Source organism: Streptomyces sp. GL_140, from assembly GCF_057834465.1.
This window is the reverse complement of sequence record NZ_CM174404.1, coordinates 3,413,922-3,434,974: the sequence shown is the minus strand read 5'-3', so window position 1 is coordinate 3,434,974 and position 21,053 is coordinate 3,413,922. Positions and strand designations below refer to the sequence as shown.

Here is a 21,053-nt window from a genome sequence, read left to right as displayed (position 1 = left end):
CGGGAGAACCACCGACGTGGCCACCTTCCTCTACCGACTCGGCAGGGGTGCCTTCCGGCGCCGCCGATTCGTCGCCCTCGTCTGGGTGGCGCTGCTGTTCGTCGCCGGTTTCGGCGCGGCTTCGGCTTCCGCACCCACCTCAGGCTCGTTCTCGATACCCGGCACGGAGGCCCAGAAGGCCTTCGACCTGCTGGACCAGCGCTTCCCGGGGATGTCCGCCGACGGCGCCACCGCCCGCATCGTCATCAAGGCCCCGGCGGGCGAGAAGATCGACTCACCGGCCCCCAAGGCCCAGGTCGAGAAGATCGTCACCGACCTGAAGGACGGTGCCGGCAAGGACCAGGTCTCCTCGGTCGCCGACCCGTACGAGGCGAAGGCCGTGAGCCAGGACGGCTCCACCGCCTACATCAGCGTCAAGTACAAGGTCAGCGGCATGGAGCTGACCGACCCGACCCGCGAAGCCCTCAAGGGATCCGGTACCGAGGCCAAGGCCGCCGGGCTGAACGTCCAGATCGGCGGAGACGCCCTGATGACGGCCCCCGAGACGGGATCCGGCGAGATCGTCGGCATCGTCATCGCCGCGATCGTCCTCGTCATCACCTTCGGCTCGCTGATCGCGGCCGGACTGCCGCTGCTGACCGCGCTGATCGGCGTGGGCATCGGCGTCTCCACCGTCACCGCGCTCGCCAACGTGCTGGACCTCGGCTCCACCACCTCCACCCTCGCGATGATGATCGGCCTCGCGGTCGGCATCGACTACGCGCTCTTCATCGTCTCCCGCTACCGCGCGGAGCTCGCCGAGGGCCGTGAGCGCGAGGAGGCCGCCGGCCGTGCCGCCGGAACTGCCGGTTCCGCCGTGGTCTTCGCCGGTCTGACCGTGGTCATCGCCCTCGTGGGCCTGGCCGTCGTCAACATCCCGATGCTGACCAAGATGGGCTTCGCCGCCGCCGGCACCGTGGTCATCGCCGTCCTCGTCGCCCTGACGCTGGTCCCGGCCATCCTCGGGTTCGCGGGCAAGAAGGTCCTGCCCGCCGGCGCGAAGAGCAAGCTGTTCGGCAAGGGCCGACCGGCCCCCGCCGAGGGCTCCGAGGCCAAGCCCAACGGTGGCACCCGCTGGGCCCGCTTCATCCTGCGCCGCCCCGTCATGGTGCTCCTGGCCGGTGTGATCGGCCTGGGCGTCATCGCGATCCCGGCGAGCAAGCTGGAGATGGGGCTGCCGGACGACGGCGCGCAGCCGGTGTCCACCTCGCAGCGCCAGGCGTACGACATGCTCTCCGACGGCTTCGGTCCCGGCTTCAACGGCCCGCTGATGGTGGTCGTGGACGGGGACAAGGCGCTCGCCGACAGGACGGTCGACCGGATCAAGGGTCTGGACGGCGTGGTCGCGGTGACCCCGCCGCAGCTCAACAAGGCCGGGGACGCCGCCGTCATCACGGTCATCCCGAAGGACCGTCCGTCCTCCGTGGAGACCGAGAACCTGGTCCACGAGATCCGCGCGGGCAGCGGCGACGACGTCCTCGTCACCGGCGCTACCGCGATGAACATCGACTTCTCGCAGAAGATGAACGACGCGCTGGTGCCCTACCTGGCACTCGTCGTCGGCCTCGCCTTCCTGCTCCTGATGCTCGTCTTCCGCTCGATCCTGGTTCCGCTCAAGGCGGCCCTCGGCTTCCTGCTCTCGGTGGTCGCCGCCCTCGGCGCCGTCGTAGCGGTCTTCCAGTGGGGCTGGCTCGGCTCGCTCTTCGGGGTGGAGCAGACCGGTCCGATCATGTCGATGATGCCGATCTTCATGGTGGGCGTCGTCTTCGGTCTGGCCATGGACTACGAGGTCTTCCTGGTCACCCGCATGCGTGAGGCGTACGTCCACGGCGAGCGGCCGGGTCAGGCCGTCGTGACCGGGTTCCAGTACAGCGCCCGGGTGGTCGTGGCGGCGGCCGTCATCATGATCGCGGTGTTCTCGGGCTTCATCGGGGCCAGCGAGCAGATGATCAAGATGATCGGCTTCGGTCTGGCCGTCGCGGTCTTCTTCGACGCCTTCGTCGTCCGGATGACCATCGTCCCGGCCGTCCTGGCACTGCTCGGCCACAAGGCCTGGTGGCTGCCGAAGTGGCTCGACCGGATCCTGCCGAACGTGGACGTAGAGGGCGAGAGCCTGCGCAAGCACCTCGGGGAGTCCTCCGACGGCTCCGACGGCTCCGACGGCTCGGGCAAGGACCGCGAGCTGGTCAACGTCTGACCCACCCGCACACAGGACCGGCCCCGCACCCGAGAGGTGCGGGGCCGGTCCCGTTCGGGCGGGTTGGGCCTAACGGGTGGCCGAGGCCGTGGCGGTGGGCACCGCCTCGGGCGCGGGGGCGTACGTGCGGCGCAGGAAGCGGCGCAGTGCGGCGATGTCGAACTGCACCACCGCGACGCCCTCGGGGGAGTGGAACTCGACCACGGCCTGGACCCGCCCGCAGGGCCAGACGCGTACGTCGCCGGTCCCGGTCGGAGCCTGCAGGCCGGCCTCCAGGAGGGCGCGGGGGAAGACCCACTCGTTGTCGGTGCCCTCGGGGGAGAGGTCGGCGGGGAACACGATCCGCACGGCCAGGGGTTCGGCGGGGACGAAGCGCAGCGCGACCGGGATGGTCCGGTAGAGCGGATCGTCGGTGATCACGCGGGCCCGCACCCGCTCCTCCACGAAGGTCGCGGTCGCGGGCGGATTCTCGGCGGTGGCTGACATCGACAAGACTCCTCGAATCGGAACATATGCGTCCGTATTTCCCCCCAAGCCTCGCACATTCCCACGAATCCGCGCGGACCTATTTGTGGCGCCACCGCTCTTGCCAACGATTCGCAATTGGGCACTATCCTTGAACGGTTAAAGATTTTGCCGGTTCAAGATCGGGTTCAAGATCGGTTCAGGAACCGCCGGACCGCAGGAAGCGGAGCAAAACCATGCATGTGCCCGACGGCTTCATCGATGCCCCCGTCTCCGTAGCCGCAGGTGTCGTCGCCGCCGGAGCCGTGGCGGTCAGCCTCCGCGGCGCCCGCCGCGAACTCGACGACCGGACCGCTCCGCTCGCGGGCCTCGTCGCCGCGTTCATCTTCGCCGTGCAGATGCTGAACTTCCCCGTCGCCGGCGGCACCAGCGGCCACCTCCTGGGAGGCGCGCTCGCCGCGATCCTCGTCGGCCCCTACACGGGCGTGCTGTGCGTGTCCGTGGTCCTGCTCATGCAGGGCGTTCTCTTCGCCGACGGCGGCCTGACCGCCCTCGGCGTCAACGTCACGAACATGGGCGTCGTGACCGTGGTCGTCGCCTACGCCGTCTTCCGCGGGCTCCTGAAGCTGCTGCCCGACACCCGCCGCTCGGTGACCGTCGCCGCCTTCGCCGGAGCCCTGCTCTCGGTCCCCGGCGCCGCCGCCATGTTCACCCTCTTCTACGCCCTCGGCGGCACCGCCGACGTGCCCACCAGCAAGGTCTTCGGCGCCATGGTCGGCGTCCACGTCCTCATCGGCATCGGAGAGGCCGTCATCACCGCCGCCACCGTCGGCGCCGTGATCGCCGTGCGCCCCGACCTGGTCCACGGCGCCCGCGGCCTGTCCGCTCCGCTGAAGCTGCGCATCGGCGGCGAACTGGTCGACGCGCCGGTCGCCGCCGCGCCGGCCGCCCCCGTCGGCCTGGCCGCCCGCTCCACGAAGCCCGTGTGGATCACCGGCCTGGTCACCGCCCTGGTCCTGGCCGGCTTCGTCTCCTTCTACGCCTCCTCCAGCCCCGACGGACTGGAGAAGGTCGCCGCCGACAAGGGCATCGACCGCAACGCCACCGAGCACGCCTCCGCCGACTCCCCGCTCGCCGACTACAGCGTCAAGGACGTCTCCGACGCCCGACTCTCCGGCGGCCTCGCCGGAGTCATCGGCGTCGGCGCCACCGTCCTCGTCGGCACCGGGATCTTCTGGACCGTGCGGCGCCGCCGCAGCGCCGACCTGACGGCCGCCTCCACCTCCGTACCGGTCGCCTGACATGGGCGCGGGCCACGCCCACAAGCTCTACCGGGCCGGGCACTCGCCGGTCCACGACCTGCCGCCGCACTGCAAGCTGGCCGCGACCTTCGCCTTCGTGGTGGTCGTCGTCTCCACCCCGCGCGAGGCGATGTGGGCCTTCGGGGTGTACGCCGTCCTCATCGCGGCCGTCGCGGCCGCGGCCCGGATCCCGGCCGGCTTCATGCTGCGCCGGCTCCTGATCGAGGTGCCCTTCGTCGCCTTCGCCGTCCTGATGCCCTTCGTGGCCCAGGGCGAGCGGGTGCAGTTCCTCGGCATGTCGCTCAGCGTCTCCGGCCTCTGGGGCGCCTGGAACGTCCTGGCCAAGGGCACCCTCGGCGTGGCCGCCTCGGTACTCCTGGCCTCCACCACCGAACTGCGGGCCCTGCTGCTGGGCCTGCAGCGGCTCAAGCTGCCGCCGCTGCTCGTCCAGATCGCCTCCTTCATGATCCGGTACGGCGACGTGATCACCGACGAGCTGCGCCGGATGTCCATCGCGCGGCGCTCCCGCGGATTCGAGGCGCGCGGGATCCGGCACTGGGGGGTCCTCGCCAAGACGGCCGGAGCCCTGTTCATCCGCTCCTACGAGCGCGGCGAGCGGGTCTACCTCGCGATGGTCAGCCGCGGCTACGCCGGATCCATGCCGGTGATCGACGAACTCGCGGCCACCCGCGCCCAGTGGGCGTGCGCGGCCGTGCTCCCGGTGACGGCGCTCGCCGTCTGCCTGATGGGCTGGACCCTGTGAACGTGTCTGATGGGATGGACCCCGTGAACGCACCCTCTCTGCACGTCTCCGGCCTCGCCTACGCCTACCCCGACGGCCACCAGGCCCTCTTCGGGGTGGACCTGACCGTCGGACAGGGCGAGCGGGTGGCGCTGCTCGGACCCAACGGCGCCGGCAAGACCACCCTCGTGCTGCACCTCAACGGCATCCTGAGCGGTGGCGTCGGCACCGTGTCCGTGGCGGGGCTGCCCGTGGAGAAGCGCAACCTCGCGGAGATCCGCCGCCGGGTCGGGATCGTCTTCCAGGACCCCGACGACCAGCTCTTCATGCCGACCGTCCGGGAGGACGTGGCATTCGGCCCGGCCGCCGCCGGGATGCGCGGCGCCGAGCTGGAGGAGCGGGTGCGCGAGGCCCTGGACCTGGTCGGCATGGCCGCCTTCGCGGACCGGCCCCCGCACCACCTGTCCTTCGGACAGCGCCGCCGGGTCGCGGTGGCGACCGTACTGGCCATGCGGCCCGAGATCCTGGTCCTGGACGAGCCGTCCTCCAACCTCGACCCGGCCTCGCGGCGGGAGCTCGCGGACATCCTGCGCTCCCTCGAAGTGACGGTGCTGATGGTCACGCACGACCTGCCGTACGCGCTGGAGCTCTGCCCGCGCGCGGTCATCCTCAGCGAGGGCACCCTCGTGGCGGACGGCCGGACGCAGGACCTGTTGTGCGACGAGAAGCTGATGCACGCGCACCGGCTGGAGCTGCCCTTCGGCTTCGACCCGCGCACGCCCCTCTTGACGCGCCCCTCGCACTGATCGGCGCCGGCGCGCCTCTCAGGCTTCGGGGGACCCGGGAAGCAGGGCCGTCCGGTGGACGTTGCATCCTGACGTAGGCGCCGCCGGGGCGTCGCGTGCAGGGTGCTGGGAGTCAGACGTGGAAGTCCACGGGACGGTGGCGGAGGGCTTCGAGCCCGTCAGGGACGCGTTCGTGCGCAACTTCCAGGTGCTCGGGGACCGGGGCGCGGCCGTGTCCGTGTACCGGGACGGGCGCAAGGTCGTGGACCTGTGGGGCGGTACCAAGGACGCGAACGGCACGGAGCCGTGGGCCGAGGACACCGCGCAGATCGTCCGCTCCGCGACCAAGGGCGTGGCCGCCGCCGTACCGCTGCTGCTCCAGCAGCGCGGACTGCTCGACCTGGACGCGCCGGTGGGTGCGTACTGGCCGGAGTTCAAGGCCGGCGGCAAGGAGCGGGCCCGGGTCCGGGACCTGCTCGCGCACCGGGCGGGGGTTCCGGCCCTGGACCGCGGACTGACGGTGGCCGAGGCCGCCGACGGGGTCTCGGGACCGCGCGCGGTCGCGGCCCAGCAGGCCTTCTGGGAGCCCGGCACCGAGCACGGCTACCACGCGCAGACCTTCAGCTGGCTGCTGAACGAGCTCGTGCTGCGGGCGACCGGCCGCTCCCTGGCGGGCATCCTGGCCGAGGAGATCGCGGAACCGCTGGGCCTGGACTTCTGGATCGGCCTGCCGGAGACGGAGGCCCACCGGGTGGGCCGGGTGGCACCCGTCGATCCGCCGGAGGGCGCCGGCACGTTCAGGACCAGGCCGAGGCGAAACGTTTCCGAGGCCTACGCCGATCCGGACTCCCTCACCCGCCGCGCCTTCGCGGCCATCGACCCCCTGCCCGACGAGAACGACCCCGCCTACCGCGGGGCCGAGCTGCCGGCCTCGGCAGGCATCGGCACGGCCCGCGCGCTGGCCCGCTTCTACGCCGCCACCATCGGGGTGGTGGAGGACGGTGCGCGGATCTTCACCCCGGCCACCACCGCACTCGCCGCCAAGGAGTTCTCCTCCGGCCCGGACCGGGTGCTGGTGGTCAACACGCGCTTCGGACCCGGCTACATGCTGCACGGCCCCGCCTCGCCCCTGCTGTCCCCGGCCTCCTTCGGGCACCCCGGGCGCGGCGGCTCGCTCGCCTTCGCGGACCCGGAGGCCGGCATCGGCTTCGGCTACGTCACCAACGCCCACGCGAAGTCGGTCACCGCCGACCCGCGCGCCCAGGCCCTGGTCCGCGCCCTGCGCACGGCGCTGTAGCCGGGCAAATGCCTCGCCCGGGCCGGGGCGCCGCGCTAGCGTGCCCGCATGACCACGACCATGCACCCGCGTTTCGCCGAAGCCCTCGCCGAGCTGGGGCTCGAACCGGACGTACGCACCTTCCCCGACGGCACCCGGACCGCCGCCGACGCGGCGGCCGCGATCGGCTGCGAGCTCAGCCAGATCGTGAAGTCGCTGATCTTCGCGGCGGACGGGGTCCCCGTGCTGGTGCTGATGGACGGGGCCTCGCGGGTGGACGTGGAGGCGGTCCGCAAGGAGCTCGGCGCGACCGCGGTGACCAGGGCCGACGCGGCGCTGGTCCGGGAGACCACCGGCTACGCCATCGGCGGCGTACCGCCCTTCGGGCACCGCACCCGCACCCGGGTCCTGGCCGACCGGTCCCTGCTGGCCCACACGCAGGTGTGGGCGGCCGCCGGGACCCCGCACACGGTGTTCCCGATGGCCCCGCGCGAGCTGATCGCGCACGCGGGGGCCGTACTGGCCGACGTACGGGAAGGCTGACGAGGGCGGCCTGCGCGTCGCCGCGTCGACCGGCCGCCGCGTCGACCCGCCTCCGCGTCAGCCCGCGTTCAGGACCGTCGCCACGATCGGGCCCGCCGCGTCGCCGCCGTGGCCGCCGCCCTCGACCATCGCGGCGGCCGCCAGGTCACCGCTGAACCCGGTGAACCAGCTGTCCGGGTTCTGTGCGCCGTCGACCTCCGCCGAGCCGGTCTTGGCCCCCTTGTCGGAGCCGCCGACCGCGGACATCGCGCCCCGCGCCGTACCGCTGGTCGCCGTCAGCTTCATCATCCGCACGAGCTGGGCCGTCACCGACGGCTTCATCGCCCGGGAGGCCTTGGCGAGCTCGCGGTCGTCCATGGAGGCCCTGACGACCACCGGCTGACGGAACACCCCGGTCCGGGCGGTCGCCGTGATCGAGGCCATGGTCAGCGGGTTCATCTGGATCTGGCCCTGGCCGATGTACGCGGCGGCCGCGGCCGCACCGGTGGCGTCCGGGACCTTGCCGTCCACGGTGGCCACCCCGACCTTCCATTCGACGCCGATGCCGAAGACCTCCCGGGCCTCCTTCGGCAGCGCGCCGTCGTCGTTGACGGGCTTGATCTGCTTGATGAAGGCGGTGTTGCAGGACTGGGCGAAGCTCGTCGCGAAGGTCTCGTTGTCGAGCTTGAAGCCGTTCAGGTTCTTGAAGGTCCGGCCTCCCCACGACACCTCGGCCGGGCATTCGGCGACCTTGTCCGCCGAGACCAGGCCCCGGTCCAGCAGCATCGCCGAGGTCACGATCTTCATCGTGGAGCCGGGTGCCCGGCCGCCGCTGATGGAGGCGGAGAAGCCGTCCGACCGGTGGTCGGCGATGGCCAGGACGTTCCCGGTGCTGGGCTGGACGGCGACCACCGAGGCCTGCGGGAACTTCAGGACGGCCTTCTCGGCCGCCGCCTGCACATCGGCGTCCAGGACGGTCTCGATCCGCCCCGGGGTGCCTTCGACCAGCGTCAGCAGGGACCGGCGGGGTGCGTCCGCGGCGGCCGGCTGGATCCACAGCTCGGCGCCGCCCTTGCCGCCCAGCTTCGCCCCGTACTTCTGGCGCAGGTCGTCCAGGACCTTGCGCAGCGAGGGGTACTTCTCGGCCGTCAGCTCCTTGCCGTTGCGGTCGACGGCCTGGACGGGCGGGCTCGCCGGGGCACCCGCGCGCAGCTTCTCGTCCTTCTGGAGCTGCGGGTGGAGCACCGAGGGCTGCCAGTCGACCAGCGGCTTGCCGCTGGTGTTGCCCCGTACGACGGTGAGCTTGGACTCGTAGGCGAGGGGCTTGGTGACCCCCTCGTACGTCACCTCGGCGGCGACGGAGTACGCGATCGTGGTCCCGGTCTGGGCGCCGGGGGTGACCGCGACCTTGGACACGTAGGCCGCGGTCCTGAACTCGCCCAGGGCTCCCTGGGCGACCGCCGGGTTGTTCGTCAGGTCGGCGCCCGCCCTGGCGTCCCCGGCCGACCAGGCGGCGAAGAAGGCCTTGGCCGTCTCCGCCGCCTCCTTGTCCGTGATCGGCCCGGTGCCCTTCCCGGGCACCGGGGCTCCGGACGCGCTCGTGCTCTTCGCTTCGTCCGCGCCGTCGCCCCCGACCAGCGCGTACATCCCGTATCCGGCTCCGCCCACCATCGCGAGGAACACCCCGCCGACGATGGCCCCCTTCGCCGCCCCGTTCATTGCCGCATCCCCGTCCCCCATGCCCCGTACCTCGGTCCCAGGTCGCTGAACGCGTTCAAGGAACCTTTGGTTCGGACCTTACTCGGAGGCACTGACAGTTCGCCGGGCCGTTATCGGACCGGAACACCCGCCGGGACGGAGCCGGACCCGCGGATTCAGACCCAGGTGTCCAGCCACATCCGGTTTCTCCAGGAGTCCATCGGGATGGACTGGCCGGTGTAGATCGGCCAGAAATAGATGAAGTTCCAGATGATCAGGAGCACCAGGACCCCCGCACCCACCGCGCCCAGGGCGCGGCGGCGTTCCGAGGAGCCGGCCGGGCCCAGGAGGGCGCCGATCATCATGGCCACCGCCAGGCAGAGGTAGGGGACGAAGAGCACCGCGTAGAAGAAGAAGATGGTCCGCTCCTGGTAGTTGAACCAGGGCAGCAGGCCCGCGCCGAGGGCGCACGCGATCGCGCCCGCCCGCCAGTCGCGGCGGAAGATCCACCGCCACAGCACGTACAGCAGCGCGAAGCAGCCGGCCCACCACAGCAGCGGGGTGCCCAGCGCCAGGACCTCGCGGGCGCACTTGGCGGTCTCCGTGGCCGGGCAGCCGTCCGTGCCCGGGGCGGGGGACTCGTAGAAGAAGGAGACGGGGCGGCCGAGGACCAGCCAGCTCCACGGGTTGGACTCGTAGGTGTGGCCGGAGGTCAGGCCCACGTGGAACTTGTAGACCTCGGTCTCGTAGTGCCACAGGCTCCGCAGCCACTCCGGGACGAAGGACCACGAGCTGTGCTGGTCGTTCTTGGCGGCCCAGTCGCGGAAGTAGCCGCCCTTGCCGTTGTCGGGGGAGAGGATCCAGCCGAGCCACGAGGCCAGGTAGACGGCGATCGCCACCGGGACCGTGGAGAGGAAGCCGGGCAGCGCGTCGCGGCGCAGCATCGCCGTGTACGGGGCCCCCGCGCCCGCGGTGCGGCGCGCGGCCGCGTCCCACAGGACGGTCAGGACCCCGAAGAAGGCCAGCACGATCAGGCCGTTCCACTTGGTGCCGAAGGCCAGTCCCAGGCAGACCCCGGCCAGCAGCCGGTACGGGCGCCAGCCCAGCCGCAGCGTCCGCGCGATCCCCGCGTCGGGGCGGATCCGCCCTTCCTCGTCCACCGGGAGCGCCGCCGCGAGCCGGGCCCGCGCCTTGTCCCGGTCGACGAGCAGCGAACCGAAGGCCGCCAGCACGAAGAAGCTCAGGACCAGGTCGAGCAGCGCGTTGCGGCTCATCACCAGGTGCAGGCCGTCCACCGCGAGGAGGAGGCCGGCCAGGCAGCCGAGGAAGGTGGAGCGGAACAGCCGCCGGCCGATCCGGCAGAGCAGCAGCACGGACAGGGTGCCGAGCAGGGCGGTCATGAACCGCCAGCCGAAGGGGTCGAAGCCGAACATCCACTCGCCGAGACCGATCACCCACTTGCCGACCGGCGGGTGCACGACGTACCCCGGGTCCAGGGGCAGGGGCACCCCGTCCGGGTTGGCGAGGATCGACTTGTCGATGTCCTTGGGCCAGTTGGCCTCGTAGCCCTGCTGGATCGTGGCCCAGGCGTCCTTGGCGTAGTACGTCTCGTCGAATATCACCGCCTTCGGGCTCCCCAGGTGGGCGAACCGCAGCGCCCCGGCGACCAGCGCCACCAGCACCGGCCCGGCCCACGCCAGCACCCTCTGCCAGATCGCGGCGGCGGCCGGGGAGACGCCCAGGGTCGCCCACAGCTGGGCGGACGGCCGGGCGTACGTGGGCACCAGCCGGGTGCCCACGTCCGAGCGCTCGGCCGCCCCGGCGGGAGGCACGTACCCGAAGCCGCGCAGCCGGCGCAGCCAGGCGGACGGCCGGTCGGAGGGTCCTGATCCCGGGTCGGGGTCGGACCCCGCCGGTGAGGCGGGCGGGGCCCCCGCGGGGCTGGGCGGCGGCGTCGCGGTACTGGTCACCGGGTCATCGTAGGGAACGAGGCTGTGCCAGACCCAGGGGGACGGGAGCGTCGGGGTGAGCCGGGTGGGACGGCTGAGAGGATGGGGCGGTGACCACTGACCTGCCCCGCGCCTCCGAAGCCCGCTCCGAACCCCTTTCCGGGGCTCCTTCCGAAGCCTCCGCCGAAGCGGACCGGGCGGCCCTTGCGGCGGCTGCCGGGGCCGAGGCCGTTCCCGCGGCGGGCCGGACGGTCGCCTCCGGTGTGCCCGGGGCCGGTGTGCTCGTCCTCGCCGGGACGCCCATCGGAGACCTCGCCGACGCCCCGCCGCGGCTCGCCACCGAGCTGCTGGCGGCCGACGTGATCGCCGCCGAGGACACCCGGCGGCTGCGCAGGCTGACCCAGGGGCTCGGTGTGTACACCACCGGGCGCGTCCTTTCCTACTTCGAGGGCAACGAGTCCGCGCGCACGCCCGAGCTCGTCGAGGCCCTGGAGGCCGGCAAGCGCGTCGTGCTGGTGACCGACGCCGGCATGCCCTCGGTCTCCGACCCCGGCTACCGGCTGGTGGCCGCCGCCGTGGAGAAGGACATCAAGGTCACGGCCGTGCCCGGCCCCTCCGCCGTTCTCACCGCGCTCGCCCTGTCCGGGCTGCCGGTCGACCGCTTCTGCTTCGAGGGCTTCCTGCCGCGCAAGGCCGGCGAACGCCTGAGCCGCCTCCGCGAGGTCGGGGCGGAGCGCCGCACCCTCGTCTACTTCGAGGCACCGCACCGGCTCGACGACACCCTGGCCGCGATGGCCGAGGTCTTCGGCGCCGAGCGCCGCGCCGCCGTCTGCCGCGAGCTGACCAAGACGTACGAGGAGGTCAAGCGCGGCGGCCTCGGCGAGCTGGCCGCCTGGGCCGCCGAAGGGGTGCGCGGGGAAATCACCGTGGTCGTCGAGGGCGCGCCGGAGGCGGCCCCCGGAGACGTGGACGCCGAGGAGCTGGTGAACCGGGTGCGGGTGCGCGAGGAGGCGGGCGAGCGACGCAAGGAGGCCATCGCGGCGGTCGCCCTGGAGGCTGGAGTACCCAAGCGCGAGGTCTTCGACGCGGTGGTCGCGGCAAAGAATGCGGCTCAAAAGGTGCCGTAGGTCGGTAAAGAGCTAACCTGAAAAGCAAAGCTCAGACCGCGCACCGGGCACTTTTGGCATGAGTCGCCCAAAGACCGTCCAACAGTCGACAGGGCCTGATGCGCTCCCGCCCGAAGAGGCGTCCACTGGCTATGCACCAGTGGAACAAGAGGAGCTGGCATGAGTGAGATCGCCGAACCCCCGGTACCCGTCGCCGCACCCACCGCAACCGCCGTACCCACCGCGACCTCTTCCGCCGTGACGACCGTGCACGAGGCGTACGCCTTCGCCTGCATGAAGTGCGGATACGGCTGGGAGCAGGGGTACGAGATAGAGCACCACGTCGACGGCCTGGGACACCCGTTCATCGTCTACACCGTGAACGGGGAGCGGGTTCCGTCACCGCTGTCCAACCCGACCTGCATGAACTGCGGCGGACACGTCGTGCGGATCATGCGGGAGGGACAGGTCAAGTCGGTGCTCGGCATGATCGACAAGCTCTACCACCACCATGCCGCCCCCGGCATCGCCGGACCGGTGCCCGCGGGCTACGAGTCCCCCAAGGCCCCGAAGCAGCGCAAGGCCGCCCCGGCGCACGCGAGCCCCGGACCGGTCCCGATGGAACGGCACGGGCTGATGGCCCGGCTCCTCGGACTCTTCCGCCGCTCCGGCGCGGGCTCGTAGGACCGGGCGCCCGGAGGGGCCGAGCCCCGCGGCCGCGGCCGGTCATAAGATCGGCCGTATGAGCCGTAGTACGTCGAACGACGCGCCGCCCCCGCTGCCCGAACCGCTCCGGGTGGCGGTCGCCGACTCCCACACCCACCTGGACATGCAGTCCGGCACCGTCGAGGAAGGCCTGGCCAAGGCCGCCTCCGTCGGCGTGACCACCGTCGTGCAGGTCGGCTGCGACGTGAAGGGCTCCCGCTGGGCGGCCGAGACCGCCGCCGCCCACGAGAACGTCCACGCGGCCGTGGCCCTGCACCCCAACGAAGCCCCCCGCATCGTCCACGGGGACCCGGACGGCTGGTCCCGCCAGGGCGCCCGGCAGGGCGGCGGGGAGGCCACCCTCGACGAGGCGCTCGCCGAGATCGAGGCCCTCGCGCAGCTGGCGCACGTGAAGGCGGTCGGCGAGACCGGGCTCGACTTCTTCCGGACCGGACCGGAGGGAATGGCCGCGCAGGAGCGCTCCTTCCGCGCCCACATCGAGATCGCCAAGCGCCGGGGCAAGGCCCTGGTCATCCACGACCGCGAGGCCCACGCGGACGTGCTGCGCGTGCTGCGCGAGGAGGGCGCGCCCGAGCGGACCGTCTTCCACTGCTACTCCGGGGACGCCGAGATGGCCCGCGAATGCGCGGCCGCCGGGTACTACATGTCCTTCGCGGGAACCGTCACCTTCAAGAACGCCCAGCCGCTGCGCGACGCCCTCGCGGTCGCCCCGCTGGAGCTGGTCCTCGTGGAGACCGACGCCCCCTACCTGACCCCGGCCCCCTACCGCGGACGGCCCAACGCCCCGTACCTCATTCCGCTGACGGTCCGGGCGATGGCCGAGGTACGCGGCCTCGACGAGGACGCCATGGCCACGGCCCTGGCCTCGAACACGGCACGCGCTTTCGACTACTGAGCCCGCTTCCGGACCCGCCCCGACCCCCTCACCCGTTCGCCACAGTGCGTAGCTGTCCCGCTTTGTTGCGTGACATCCGCTCCGCTAGGGTGCCGTGCCCGAAGCAGCGGGACGGACCAGGGGAGCGAGCGTCATGAGCGATACCCGAGAGGCCTGGCCGGCCGGCGGACGCGATCCCTGGGCTCCGGATCCGGACCAGGACCCGGGAGCCGACGGCGTCGTCGGCTGGGCCGACGCGATGGCCGCCCAGGCCGGGACCGCGCCGCTCGCGCAGCCGGGCACGGCCGAACCCTCCCTGGCCTGGGCGCCGGACCAGCACTCGGACCGGTACGTCGACCGGTACGTCGACCCGTACGGGAATCCCTACGCGGAGGCGGCCCCGGACCCGCACCCCGAACCCCGCCCGGGGTCCGCGCCGGAGCCCGGGGTGCCCGCCCCGCGGGGAGGCTCGCGGCGGCGCAGGACGCCCGGGGCCGGTCCCGGGACCGGAGCCGACGCCGGGGCGGGCGGCGGCTCCGCGACCCCCGGAGCCACCGGCCGACGACGGCGCGCCGGAGCCGCGGCCCCGCGGACCGCCCCCGAAGCCGCCGCATCCACCGCACCCGTGCCGGGAATCGCCCCACCCCCGGAGCCCGCCACCGGGCCCGGCCCGGGACCAGTACCGGGATCCGGACCTGGACCAGTACCGGGTCCCGGCACCGGGCGACGCAGGGGCGGACTCGACACGGTGCCCGCCCCGGCGGGACCCGGACCCGGACCCGGACCCGGCACCGGTGGCGGACCGGGTCCCGGCAGCGGGCGGCGCCGGGCCGCCGGCGAAGCGGTGATCGCCCCGGCGGGCCCCGGACGGCGGCGGGGAACGGACCGCGACCGGCGGCGACGGCAGGCCGGCACGGTCGGGGCCTCCCGCGAGAGCTGGCGGCGGATCGTGCCACAGGCCCTGGTCGTGGCCTTCCTGGCGGGCGGCACCACCGCCTTCGTCGCCGCCGACAAGGAGGTGCGCCTCACCGTGGACGGGGTCCCGCAGACCCTGCACACCTTCGCCGGCGACGTGGACACGCTGCTCGCCGCCCAACGCCTCGGCGTCGGCCCCCACGACCTCGTAGCCCCGGCCGGGAGAACGGCCCTCGACGACGGGGACGAGATCGTCGTCCGCTACGGCCGCCCGCTGCGGCTCACCCTCGACGGGCAGCGCCGCGAGGTGTGGACCACCGCCCGCACCGTCGACGGCGCCCTGCACCAGCTCGGGGTCCGCGCCGAAGGCGCCTACCTCTCGGCCCCCCGCACCGCCCCCGTCCCCCGCGCGGGCCTGGACCTCGCCGTCCGCACCGAACGCAGCATCACCTTCATGGCCGACGGCCGCGAGAACACCATCCGCACCAACGCCGCCACCATCCAGGAAGCCCTGGACCAGGCCGGGATCACCCTCCACGGCGAGGACACCACCTCCGTGCCCCCCGGCGCCTACCCCCGCGACGGCCAGACCGTCACCGTGCTCCGCATCACCGGCACCCGCGAAGTCCGCGAGGAACGCATCCCTTACGAGACCGAGACGGTCAAGGACCCCACCCTCTTCGCCGGCACCGAAGTCGTCGAACGCGCCGGGCGGCCCGGGGCGCGCAGGGTCACGTACGGCCTGCGCACCGTCAACGGCGTCCGCCAGAAGCCCCGCAGGCTCGCCGAGGAGACCGTCCGCGAGCCCGTCACCCAGCTCGTCAAGGTCGGCACCAAGCAGCTGCCGGACTCCGTCCAGGGCGCGGACGGCCTCGACTGGGGCGCGCTGGCCCAGTGCGAATCCGGCGGCCGGCCAGGCGCCACCGACGCGTCGGGGACCTACGGGGGGCTGTACCAGTTCGACGTCCAGACCTGGCAGTCCCTCGGCGGCAGCGGCCGCCCCCAGGACGCCACCGGCCAGGAACAGACGTACCGCGCGAAGAAGCTCTACGTGCAGCGGGGGGCGAGTCCGTGGCCTGCTTGCGGCCGTACCCTTTATCGGTGAGCACCGCAGAGCAGCAGCCCGAGCCCGACCAGCCCGAGACCCCCACCGCCCTCCTCGGTGCGGCCGACATCCGGGAGCTGGCCGCCGTACTCGGCGTACGGCCGACGAAGCAGAAGGGCCAGAACTTCGTCATCGACGCCAACACGGTGCGCCGCATCGTGCGCACCGCCGGGGTGCGGCCCGACGACGTGGTCGTCGAGGTCGGTCCCGGCCTCGGCTCGCTGACGCTCGCGCTGCTGGAGGCCGCCGACCGGGTGGTCGCCGTGGAGATCGACGACATCCTGGCCGCCGCGCTGCCCGCCACCATCGAAGCGCGCATGCCCGAGCGCAAGGACCGCTTCGCACTGGTCCACTCCGACGCGATGCTGGTGAAGGAACTGCCCGGCCCGGCGCCCACCGCGCTCGTCGCGAACCTCCCCTACAACGTGGCCGTGCCGGTGCTGCTCACCATGCTCGACCGCTTCCCGAGCATCGAGCGGACGCTGGTGATGGTGCAGGCGGAGGTCGCCGACCGGCTCGCCGCCAAGCCCGGCAACAAGGTCTACGGAGTCCCCTCGGTCAAGGCCAACTGGTACGCCGACGTCAAGCGGGCCGGGTCCATCGGCCGCAACGTCTTCTGGCCCGCGCCGAACGTCGACTCCGGTCTCGTCTCGCTGGTGCGCCGTGCCGAGCCGGTCAAGACCACCGCCACCAAGTCCGAGGTCTTCGCCGTGGTCGACGCGGCCTTCGCACAGCGCCGCAAGGGCCTGCGCGCCGCGCTGGCCGGCTGGGCCGGCTCCGCGGCGGGCGCCGAGGCCGCACTCATCGCGGCCGGGATCGCCCCGCTGGCGCGCGGCGAGTCCCTGACCGTCGAGGAGTTCGCGGCGATCGCCGAGCACAAGCCGCCGGCGGAGAGGCCGGCCCTGTGAGCAGCACGGTCACCGTACGGGTCCCCGCGAAGGTCAACGTCCAGCTGGCGGTGGGCGCGGCGCGGCCCGACGGCTTCCACGACCTGGCCAACGTCTTCCTCGCGGTGTCGCTGTACGACGAGGTGACGGCGGCCCCGGCCGCCGCGCTGACGGTGAGCTGCGCGGGCCCGGACGCGGACCAGGTCCCGTTGGACCGCACCAACCTCGCGGCCCGGGCGGCGGAGATCCTGGCGGCGAGGAACGGCCTGGCCCCGGACGTCCACCTGCACATCGAGAAGCGGATCCCGGTCGCGGGCGGCATGGCGGGCGGCAGTGCGGACGGGGCGGCCGCCCTCCTCGCCTGCGACGCGCTCTGGGGTCTCAAGACCCCGGCCGAGGAGCTCCTGGCCATCTGCGCGGAGCTCGGCAGCGACGTGCCGTTCAGCCTGGTCGGCGGGGCGGCGCTGGGCACCGGGCGCGGGGAGATCCTGACCCCGGTGGCGGCCGGCGCCTTCCACTGGGTGTTCGCGGTCGCCGACGGCGGTCTCTCCACCCCGGCGGTGTTCCGCGAGTTCGACCGTCTCACCGCCGGTACGCAGGTCCCCGCCCCCGAAGCCTCCCCGGCCCTCCTCGCGGCCCTGGCCGGGGGCGACCCGGACGCGCTGGCCGCCACCCTGGCCAACGGCCTCCAGGCCGCGGCCCTTTCGCTGCGCCCGCAGCTGGCCGACACCCTGGCCGCGGGCACGGACGCGGGAGCCCTGGCCGGCCTGGTCTCCGGCTCGGGCCCCACGACGGCCTTCCTGGTCCGCGACGCGGAGTCGGCGGCGAAGGTGGCGGCGGCCCTCGAAGCCTCCGGCACCTGCCGCAGCACGCACGCGGCGAGCAGCCCGGCCCCGGGCGCGACCCTGCTCTGAGCATTCTCAGCCCCGCCGCGCCCTTCCCGCCCCGCCGGCGTTTGAGGCGCGGGTCCGGGGCGGAGCCCCGGGGAACGGCGGAAGGGTGGGGAGGGGGGGGCAGGCCCGCGCAGCGGCACCCCGCGGCCCGGGCAGGGAGAAAGGCCCGGCTACTCACCTCGGAGTGAGTAGCAGCACCCTGTCGCCGCCGCGGCCCAAGCGGGACCGTAGGCCCCATGGGAGCCAGCGCAAGCGAAATCGCCGCAGCCACGCCCGCCGCACGGGACCGGTACGTCGACCTGCTCAGGGTCGCCTCGCTCGGGACCGTGATCGCCGGGCACTGGCTGATGGCCGCCGTCGCCACGGACGGCATGGGCAACCTGCTCGCGATCGTGCCGCCGCTCCAGGTGCTCACCTGGGGGCTGCAGGTCATGCCGGTCTTCTTCTTCGTCGGAGGGTTCTCGCACGCCCTCTCCTACCGCTCCCTCGCCCGCCGCACCGAAGGGCCCGTCTACGCCGCCTTCCTGCGGGCCCGGCTCCGCCGGCTGCTGCGCCCCACCCTCGTCTTCGTCGCCGCCTGGACGGCGTTCGCGCTCGCCGTGCAGCTGCTGGGCGGCGGCACCGGGCGGCTGTCGGGGGCCGCGCTGCGACTGGTCACGCAGCCGTTGTGGTTCATCGGGATCTACCTCGCGATGGTCGCCTTCACCCCGCCCCTGCTCACGCTCCACCAGAAGTACGGGTGGGGTGCGTTCGGCGCCCTGGCCGGGGCCGCCGCCCTCGTCGACCTGCTGCGGTTCGCGGGCGGGGTCCCGTACGCGGAGTTCCTGAACTTCGCCTTCGTCTGGCTCGCCGTCCACCAGCTCGGCTTCCTGCGCGCCGACGGCCGCATCCGCCGCCCCGGCGCCCTCGCCGCCGCCGGACTGGCCGGGGCCGTCGCGCTCGTGGCGTACGGGCCCTACCCGCTCTCCATGGTCGGGATGCCCGGCGAGAAGGTCTCCAACATGGCCCCGCCCACCCTCGCCCTGCTCGCGCACGGGATCTGGCTCGTGGGGGCGGTGGAACTGCTCAAGGCCCCCGCGAGCGCCTGGCTGGCCCGGCCCCGCGTCTGGCGCCGGGTGGTCGCCGCCAACGGGGTCGCCATGACCGCCTTCCTCTGGCACCTCACCGCGATGCTCGCCGTCTACGCGGCCCAGCTCGGCCTCGGGCTCCGGCTGCCCGAGCCCGCCGGAGCCCTCTGGTGGGCCGAGGTCCCGGTGCGGTTCGCGGCCGCCGCCGCGCTGACCGGCGTACTCGTGGCCCTCTTCCGCCGCTTCGAAGCCCCGCCCGCGAGCCCCGGCCCGGACACCGCCACCGCCACCACCACCGGCAGCGGTACGGGCAGGCCCGCCACCGGCTCCGGCCCCCGCGCCGCCCTGGGGACCGCCCTCTGCCTGCTCGGGATCCTGGGCCTGTCCTCGACCGGCCTCGGCGGGCTCCTGCACGGCCACAGCGCCACACTGATCGCGGTCCCCGTCACCGCCCCGGCGGCGATCGCGATGGCACTCGGCGGCTGGCTCCTGGTCGAACGTTCCGGCACTTCCCGGAAGGTTAGGCTGGGGGGCTGATCCACCCCCCTTCCCTGGAGCGCTCCTGATGGCCGTCAACCTGGTCAATGTCGAGGCAGTCAGCAAGGTGTACGGAACCCGTACCCTGCTCGACGGCATCTCCCTCGGCGTATCCGAGGGGGACCGGATCGGTGTCGTCGGCCGCAACGGCGACGGCAAGACCACCCTCATCCGGATGCTCGCCAAACTGGAGGAACCGGACACCGGCCGGGTCACCCAGTCGGGCGGACTGCGCATGGGCGTCCTCACCCAGCACGACTCCCTGGACCCCAAGGCCACCGTCCGGCACGAGATCATCGGGGACATGGCCGACCACGAGTGGGCCGGCAACGCCAAGATCCGCGACGTGCTGACCGGGCTCTTCGGCGGGCTGGACCTGCCCGGCTTCGGCCAGGGCCTCGACACCGTCATCGGCCCGCTCTCCGGTGGCGAGCGCCGCCGCATCGCGCTGGCCCAGCTGCTCATCGCCGACCAGGACCTCCTCGTACTCGACGAGCCCACCAACCACCTGGACGTCGAGGGCATCTCCTGGCTGGCCAAGCACCTCCAGGAACGCCGCTCCGCGCTCGTCTGCGTCACCCACGACCGGTGGTTCCTCGACCAGGTCTGCACCCGCATGTGGGACGTGCAGCGCGGTGACGTCCACGAGTACGAGGGCGGCTACAGCGACTACGTCTTCGCCCGCGCCGAGCGGGACCGCATCGCCGCGACCGAGGAGTCCAAGCGGCAGAACCTGATGCGCAAGGAGCTGGCCTGGCTGCGCCGCGGTGCCCCGGCCCGGACCTCCAAGCCGCGCTACCGCATCGAGGCCGCCAACGAGCTGATCGCCGACGTGCCGCCGCCGCGCGACAAGTCCGCGCTGATGAAGTTCGCCAACGCCCGCCTCGGCAAGACGGTGTTCGACCTGGAGGACGTGACCGTCCAGGCCGGCCCCAAGACCCTGCTCAAGCACCTCACCTGGCACCTCGGCCCCGGCGACCGCGTGGGTCTCGTCGGCGTCAACGGAGCCGGCAAGACCTCCCTGCTGCGCGCCCTCGGCGAGGCCGCCCGCACCCAGGGCGACGTCCAGCCCGCCGCCGGCACCGTGACCGTCGGCAAGACGGTCAAGCTGGCCTACCTCTCCCAGGAGGTCGGCGAACTCGACCCGTCCCTGCGGGTCCTGGAGGCCGTGCAGCGCGTGCGTGACCGGGTCGACCTCGGCCAGGGCCGCGAGATGACGGCGGGCCAGCTGTGCGAGCAGTTCGGTTTCACCAAGGAGAAGCAGTGGACCCCGGTCGGCGACCTCTCCGGTGGTGAGCGGCGCCGGCTGCAGATCCTGCGGCTGCTGATGGACGAGCCCAACGTCCTCTTCCTCGACGAGCCCACCAACGACCTCGACATCGAGACCCTGACCCAGCTGGAGGACCTCCTCGACGGCTGGCCCGGGTCGATGATCGTGATCTCGCACGACCGGTTCTTCATCGAGCGCACCACCGACACGGTGATGGCCCTGCTCGGCGACGCGAGCCTGCGGATGCTGCCGCGCGGCCTCGACGAGTACCTGGAGCGCCGTCAGAAGATGATCGAGGCGGCCTCCCCGGCTCCCGCCGCGGGTTCCGCCGCCAAGTCCTCCTCCTCCGGGGACTCCCGCGCCGCGAAGAAGGAACTGCAGAAGATCGAGCGGCAGCTCAACAAGATGTCGGACCGCGAGAGCAGCCTGCACGCCCAGATCGCGGAGAACTCCACCGACTTCGACAAGGTGGCCAAGCTCGACGCGGAACTGCGGGAACTCATCTCGAACCGGGACGAGTTGGAGATGCGCTGGCTGGAGCTCGCCGAGGAGGCGTAGATTCCGCCCCCGCACGCCCCAACTGGCCGGATAACGGCGGCATCACGGGCCGGTCCTCCCTTGGGAACGGGGGGTGACCGGCCCGGCGCTTTTCTCGCCGTCAGTGATAGAAAGGTCATCCTCCGACCACCCGAAGCCGAA

17 protein-coding genes are annotated in these 21,053 nt (G+C 72.9%); 14 read left to right on the top strand and 3 right to left on the bottom strand.

Annotated features, from left to right (window positions below; genetic code table 11):
- The first annotated feature begins 16 nt into the window (after positions 1-16).
- The gene (locus tag AC3IYJ_RS15880) at positions 17-2,236 is read left to right on the top strand and encodes an MMPL family transporter (RefSeq protein WP_489401931.1); all 2,220 of its coding nucleotides are present in this window, start codon (positions 17-19) and stop codon (positions 2,234-2,236) included.
- Positions 2,237-2,305: 69 nt separating this feature from the next.
- On the opposite strand, the gene AC3IYJ_RS15875 is transcribed toward AC3IYJ_RS15880, so the two are convergent.
- Positions 2,306-2,722, bottom strand: coding sequence for an SsgA family sporulation/cell division regulator (locus AC3IYJ_RS15875; RefSeq protein WP_489401930.1), 417 nt, complete (start codon positions 2,720-2,722; stop codon positions 2,306-2,308).
- Between the two features lie 215 nt (positions 2,723-2,937).
- On the opposite strand from AC3IYJ_RS15875, the gene AC3IYJ_RS15870 reads away from it, so the two are divergent.
- The 5 genes from AC3IYJ_RS15870 (at position 2,938) to AC3IYJ_RS15850 (ending at position 7,348) form a co-directional block, all read left to right on the top strand.
- Positions 2,938-4,002 carry an energy-coupling factor ABC transporter permease gene (locus AC3IYJ_RS15870; RefSeq protein WP_489401929.1) on the top strand — a complete coding sequence of 355 codons (1,065 nt, stop codon included), beginning with the start codon at positions 2,938-2,940 and terminating at the stop codon, positions 4,000-4,002.
- Between the two features lies 1 nt (position 4,003).
- On the top strand, positions 4,004-4,765 hold the full coding sequence (gene cbiQ / locus AC3IYJ_RS15865; protein WP_489401928.1) for a cobalt ECF transporter T component CbiQ: 762 nt from the start codon (positions 4,004-4,006) through the stop codon (positions 4,763-4,765).
- Between the two features lie 14 nt (positions 4,766-4,779).
- On the top strand, positions 4,780-5,550 hold the full coding sequence (locus AC3IYJ_RS15860; protein ID WP_489402833.1) for an energy-coupling factor ABC transporter ATP-binding protein: 771 nt from the start codon (positions 4,780-4,782) through the stop codon (positions 5,548-5,550).
- 118 nt (positions 5,551-5,668) lie between these two features.
- Entirely contained in the window at positions 5,669-6,826 is a 1,158-nt protein-coding gene (locus tag AC3IYJ_RS15855; protein ID WP_489401927.1) for a serine hydrolase domain-containing protein, read from the top strand.
- 48 nt (positions 6,827-6,874) lie between these two features.
- Positions 6,875-7,348, top strand: coding sequence for a YbaK/EbsC family protein (locus tag AC3IYJ_RS15850; protein WP_489401926.1), 474 nt, complete (start codon positions 6,875-6,877; stop codon positions 7,346-7,348).
- Between the two features lie 57 nt (positions 7,349-7,405).
- Here the strand turns inward: AC3IYJ_RS15850 and AC3IYJ_RS15845 are convergent, their stop codons facing one another.
- Both AC3IYJ_RS15845 and AC3IYJ_RS15840 read right to left on the bottom strand, forming a co-directional pair.
- Complete coding sequence (locus AC3IYJ_RS15845) at positions 7,406-9,046, bottom strand: penicillin-binding transpeptidase domain-containing protein (protein ID WP_489401925.1); 1,641 nt, start codon at positions 9,044-9,046, stop codon at positions 7,406-7,408.
- Positions 9,047-9,201: 155 nt separating this feature from the next.
- Positions 9,202-10,995 (bottom strand): dolichyl-phosphate-mannose--protein mannosyltransferase, encoded by a 1,794-nt coding sequence (locus AC3IYJ_RS15840; protein WP_489401924.1) that lies wholly within the window; start codon positions 10,993-10,995, stop codon positions 9,202-9,204.
- Between the two features lie 242 nt (positions 10,996-11,237).
- Here AC3IYJ_RS15840 and rsmI point away from each other — a divergent pair, with 242 nt between their 5' ends.
- From rsmI to AC3IYJ_RS15800, 8 genes are all read left to right on the top strand, one after another.
- The gene (gene rsmI / locus AC3IYJ_RS15835) at positions 11,238-12,101 is read left to right on the top strand and encodes a 16S rRNA (cytidine(1402)-2'-O)-methyltransferase (protein ID WP_489402832.1); all 864 of its coding nucleotides are present in this window, start codon (positions 11,238-11,240) and stop codon (positions 12,099-12,101) included.
- A gap of 273 nt (positions 12,102-12,374) precedes the next feature.
- Positions 12,375-12,764: a hypothetical protein gene (locus AC3IYJ_RS15830; RefSeq protein WP_489402831.1), complete on the top strand. Its 390-nt coding sequence runs from the start codon at positions 12,375-12,377 to the stop codon at positions 12,762-12,764.
- A 58-nt stretch (positions 12,765-12,822) separates the two neighbouring features.
- Positions 12,823-13,701: a TatD family hydrolase gene (locus tag AC3IYJ_RS15825; protein ID WP_489401923.1), complete on the top strand. Its 879-nt coding sequence runs from the start codon at positions 12,823-12,825 to the stop codon at positions 13,699-13,701.
- A 727-nt stretch (positions 13,702-14,428) separates the two neighbouring features.
- Entirely contained in the window at positions 14,429-15,700 is a 1,272-nt protein-coding gene (locus AC3IYJ_RS15820; protein WP_489402830.1) for a resuscitation-promoting factor, read from the top strand.
- Entirely contained in the window at positions 15,697-16,608 is a 912-nt protein-coding gene (rsmA, locus tag AC3IYJ_RS15815) for a 16S rRNA (adenine(1518)-N(6)/adenine(1519)-N(6))-dimethyltransferase RsmA (RefSeq protein WP_330296769.1), read from the top strand. The genes AC3IYJ_RS15820 and rsmA overlap by 4 nt, the downstream gene beginning before the upstream one ends.
- Positions 16,605-17,501 (top strand): 4-(cytidine 5'-diphospho)-2-C-methyl-D-erythritol kinase, encoded by an 897-nt coding sequence (locus AC3IYJ_RS15810; RefSeq protein WP_489401922.1) that lies wholly within the window; start codon positions 16,605-16,607, stop codon positions 17,499-17,501. The genes rsmA and AC3IYJ_RS15810 overlap by 4 nt, the downstream gene beginning before the upstream one ends.
- 215 nt (positions 17,502-17,716) lie before the next feature.
- Entirely contained in the window at positions 17,717-19,084 is a 1,368-nt protein-coding gene (locus tag AC3IYJ_RS15805; RefSeq protein WP_489401921.1) for an acyltransferase family protein, read from the top strand.
- Positions 19,085-19,112: 28 nt separating this feature from the next.
- Complete coding sequence (locus AC3IYJ_RS15800; RefSeq protein ID WP_489401920.1) at positions 19,113-20,912, top strand: ABC-F family ATP-binding cassette domain-containing protein; 1,800 nt, start codon at positions 19,113-19,115, stop codon at positions 20,910-20,912.
- The last annotated feature ends 141 nt before the right edge of the window (positions 20,913-21,053 follow it).

Excerpts from the sequence above, each read along its gene's own strand:
- AC3IYJ_RS15800 (WP_489401920.1), top strand. The coding sequence starts at position 19,113 with ATGGCCGTCAACCTGGTCAATGTCGAGGCAGTCAGCAAGGTGTACGGA.
- AC3IYJ_RS15860 (WP_489402833.1), top strand. The coding sequence starts at position 4,780 with ATGGACCCCGTGAACGCACCCTCTCTGCACGTCTCCGGCCTCGCCTAC.
- cbiQ (WP_489401928.1), top strand. The coding sequence starts at position 4,004 with ATGGGCGCGGGCCACGCCCACAAGCTCTACCGGGCCGGGCACTCGCCG.
- AC3IYJ_RS15850 (WP_489401926.1), top strand. The coding sequence starts at position 6,875 with ATGACCACGACCATGCACCCGCGTTTCGCCGAAGCCCTCGCCGAGCTG.
- AC3IYJ_RS15845 (WP_489401925.1), bottom strand. The coding sequence starts at position 9,046 with ATGAACGGGGCGGCGAAGGGGGCCATCGTCGGCGGGGTGTTCCTCGCG.
- AC3IYJ_RS15825 (WP_489401923.1), top strand. The coding sequence starts at position 12,823 with ATGAGCCGTAGTACGTCGAACGACGCGCCGCCCCCGCTGCCCGAACCG.
- AC3IYJ_RS15830 (WP_489402831.1), top strand. The coding sequence starts at position 12,375 with ATGAAGTGCGGATACGGCTGGGAGCAGGGGTACGAGATAGAGCACCAC.
- AC3IYJ_RS15870 (WP_489401929.1), top strand. The coding sequence starts at position 2,938 with ATGCATGTGCCCGACGGCTTCATCGATGCCCCCGTCTCCGTAGCCGCA.
- AC3IYJ_RS15875 (WP_489401930.1), bottom strand. The coding sequence starts at position 2,722 with ATGTCAGCCACCGCCGAGAATCCGCCCGCGACCGCGACCTTCGTGGAG.
- AC3IYJ_RS15805 (WP_489401921.1), top strand. The coding sequence starts at position 17,717 with ATGGGAGCCAGCGCAAGCGAAATCGCCGCAGCCACGCCCGCCGCACGG.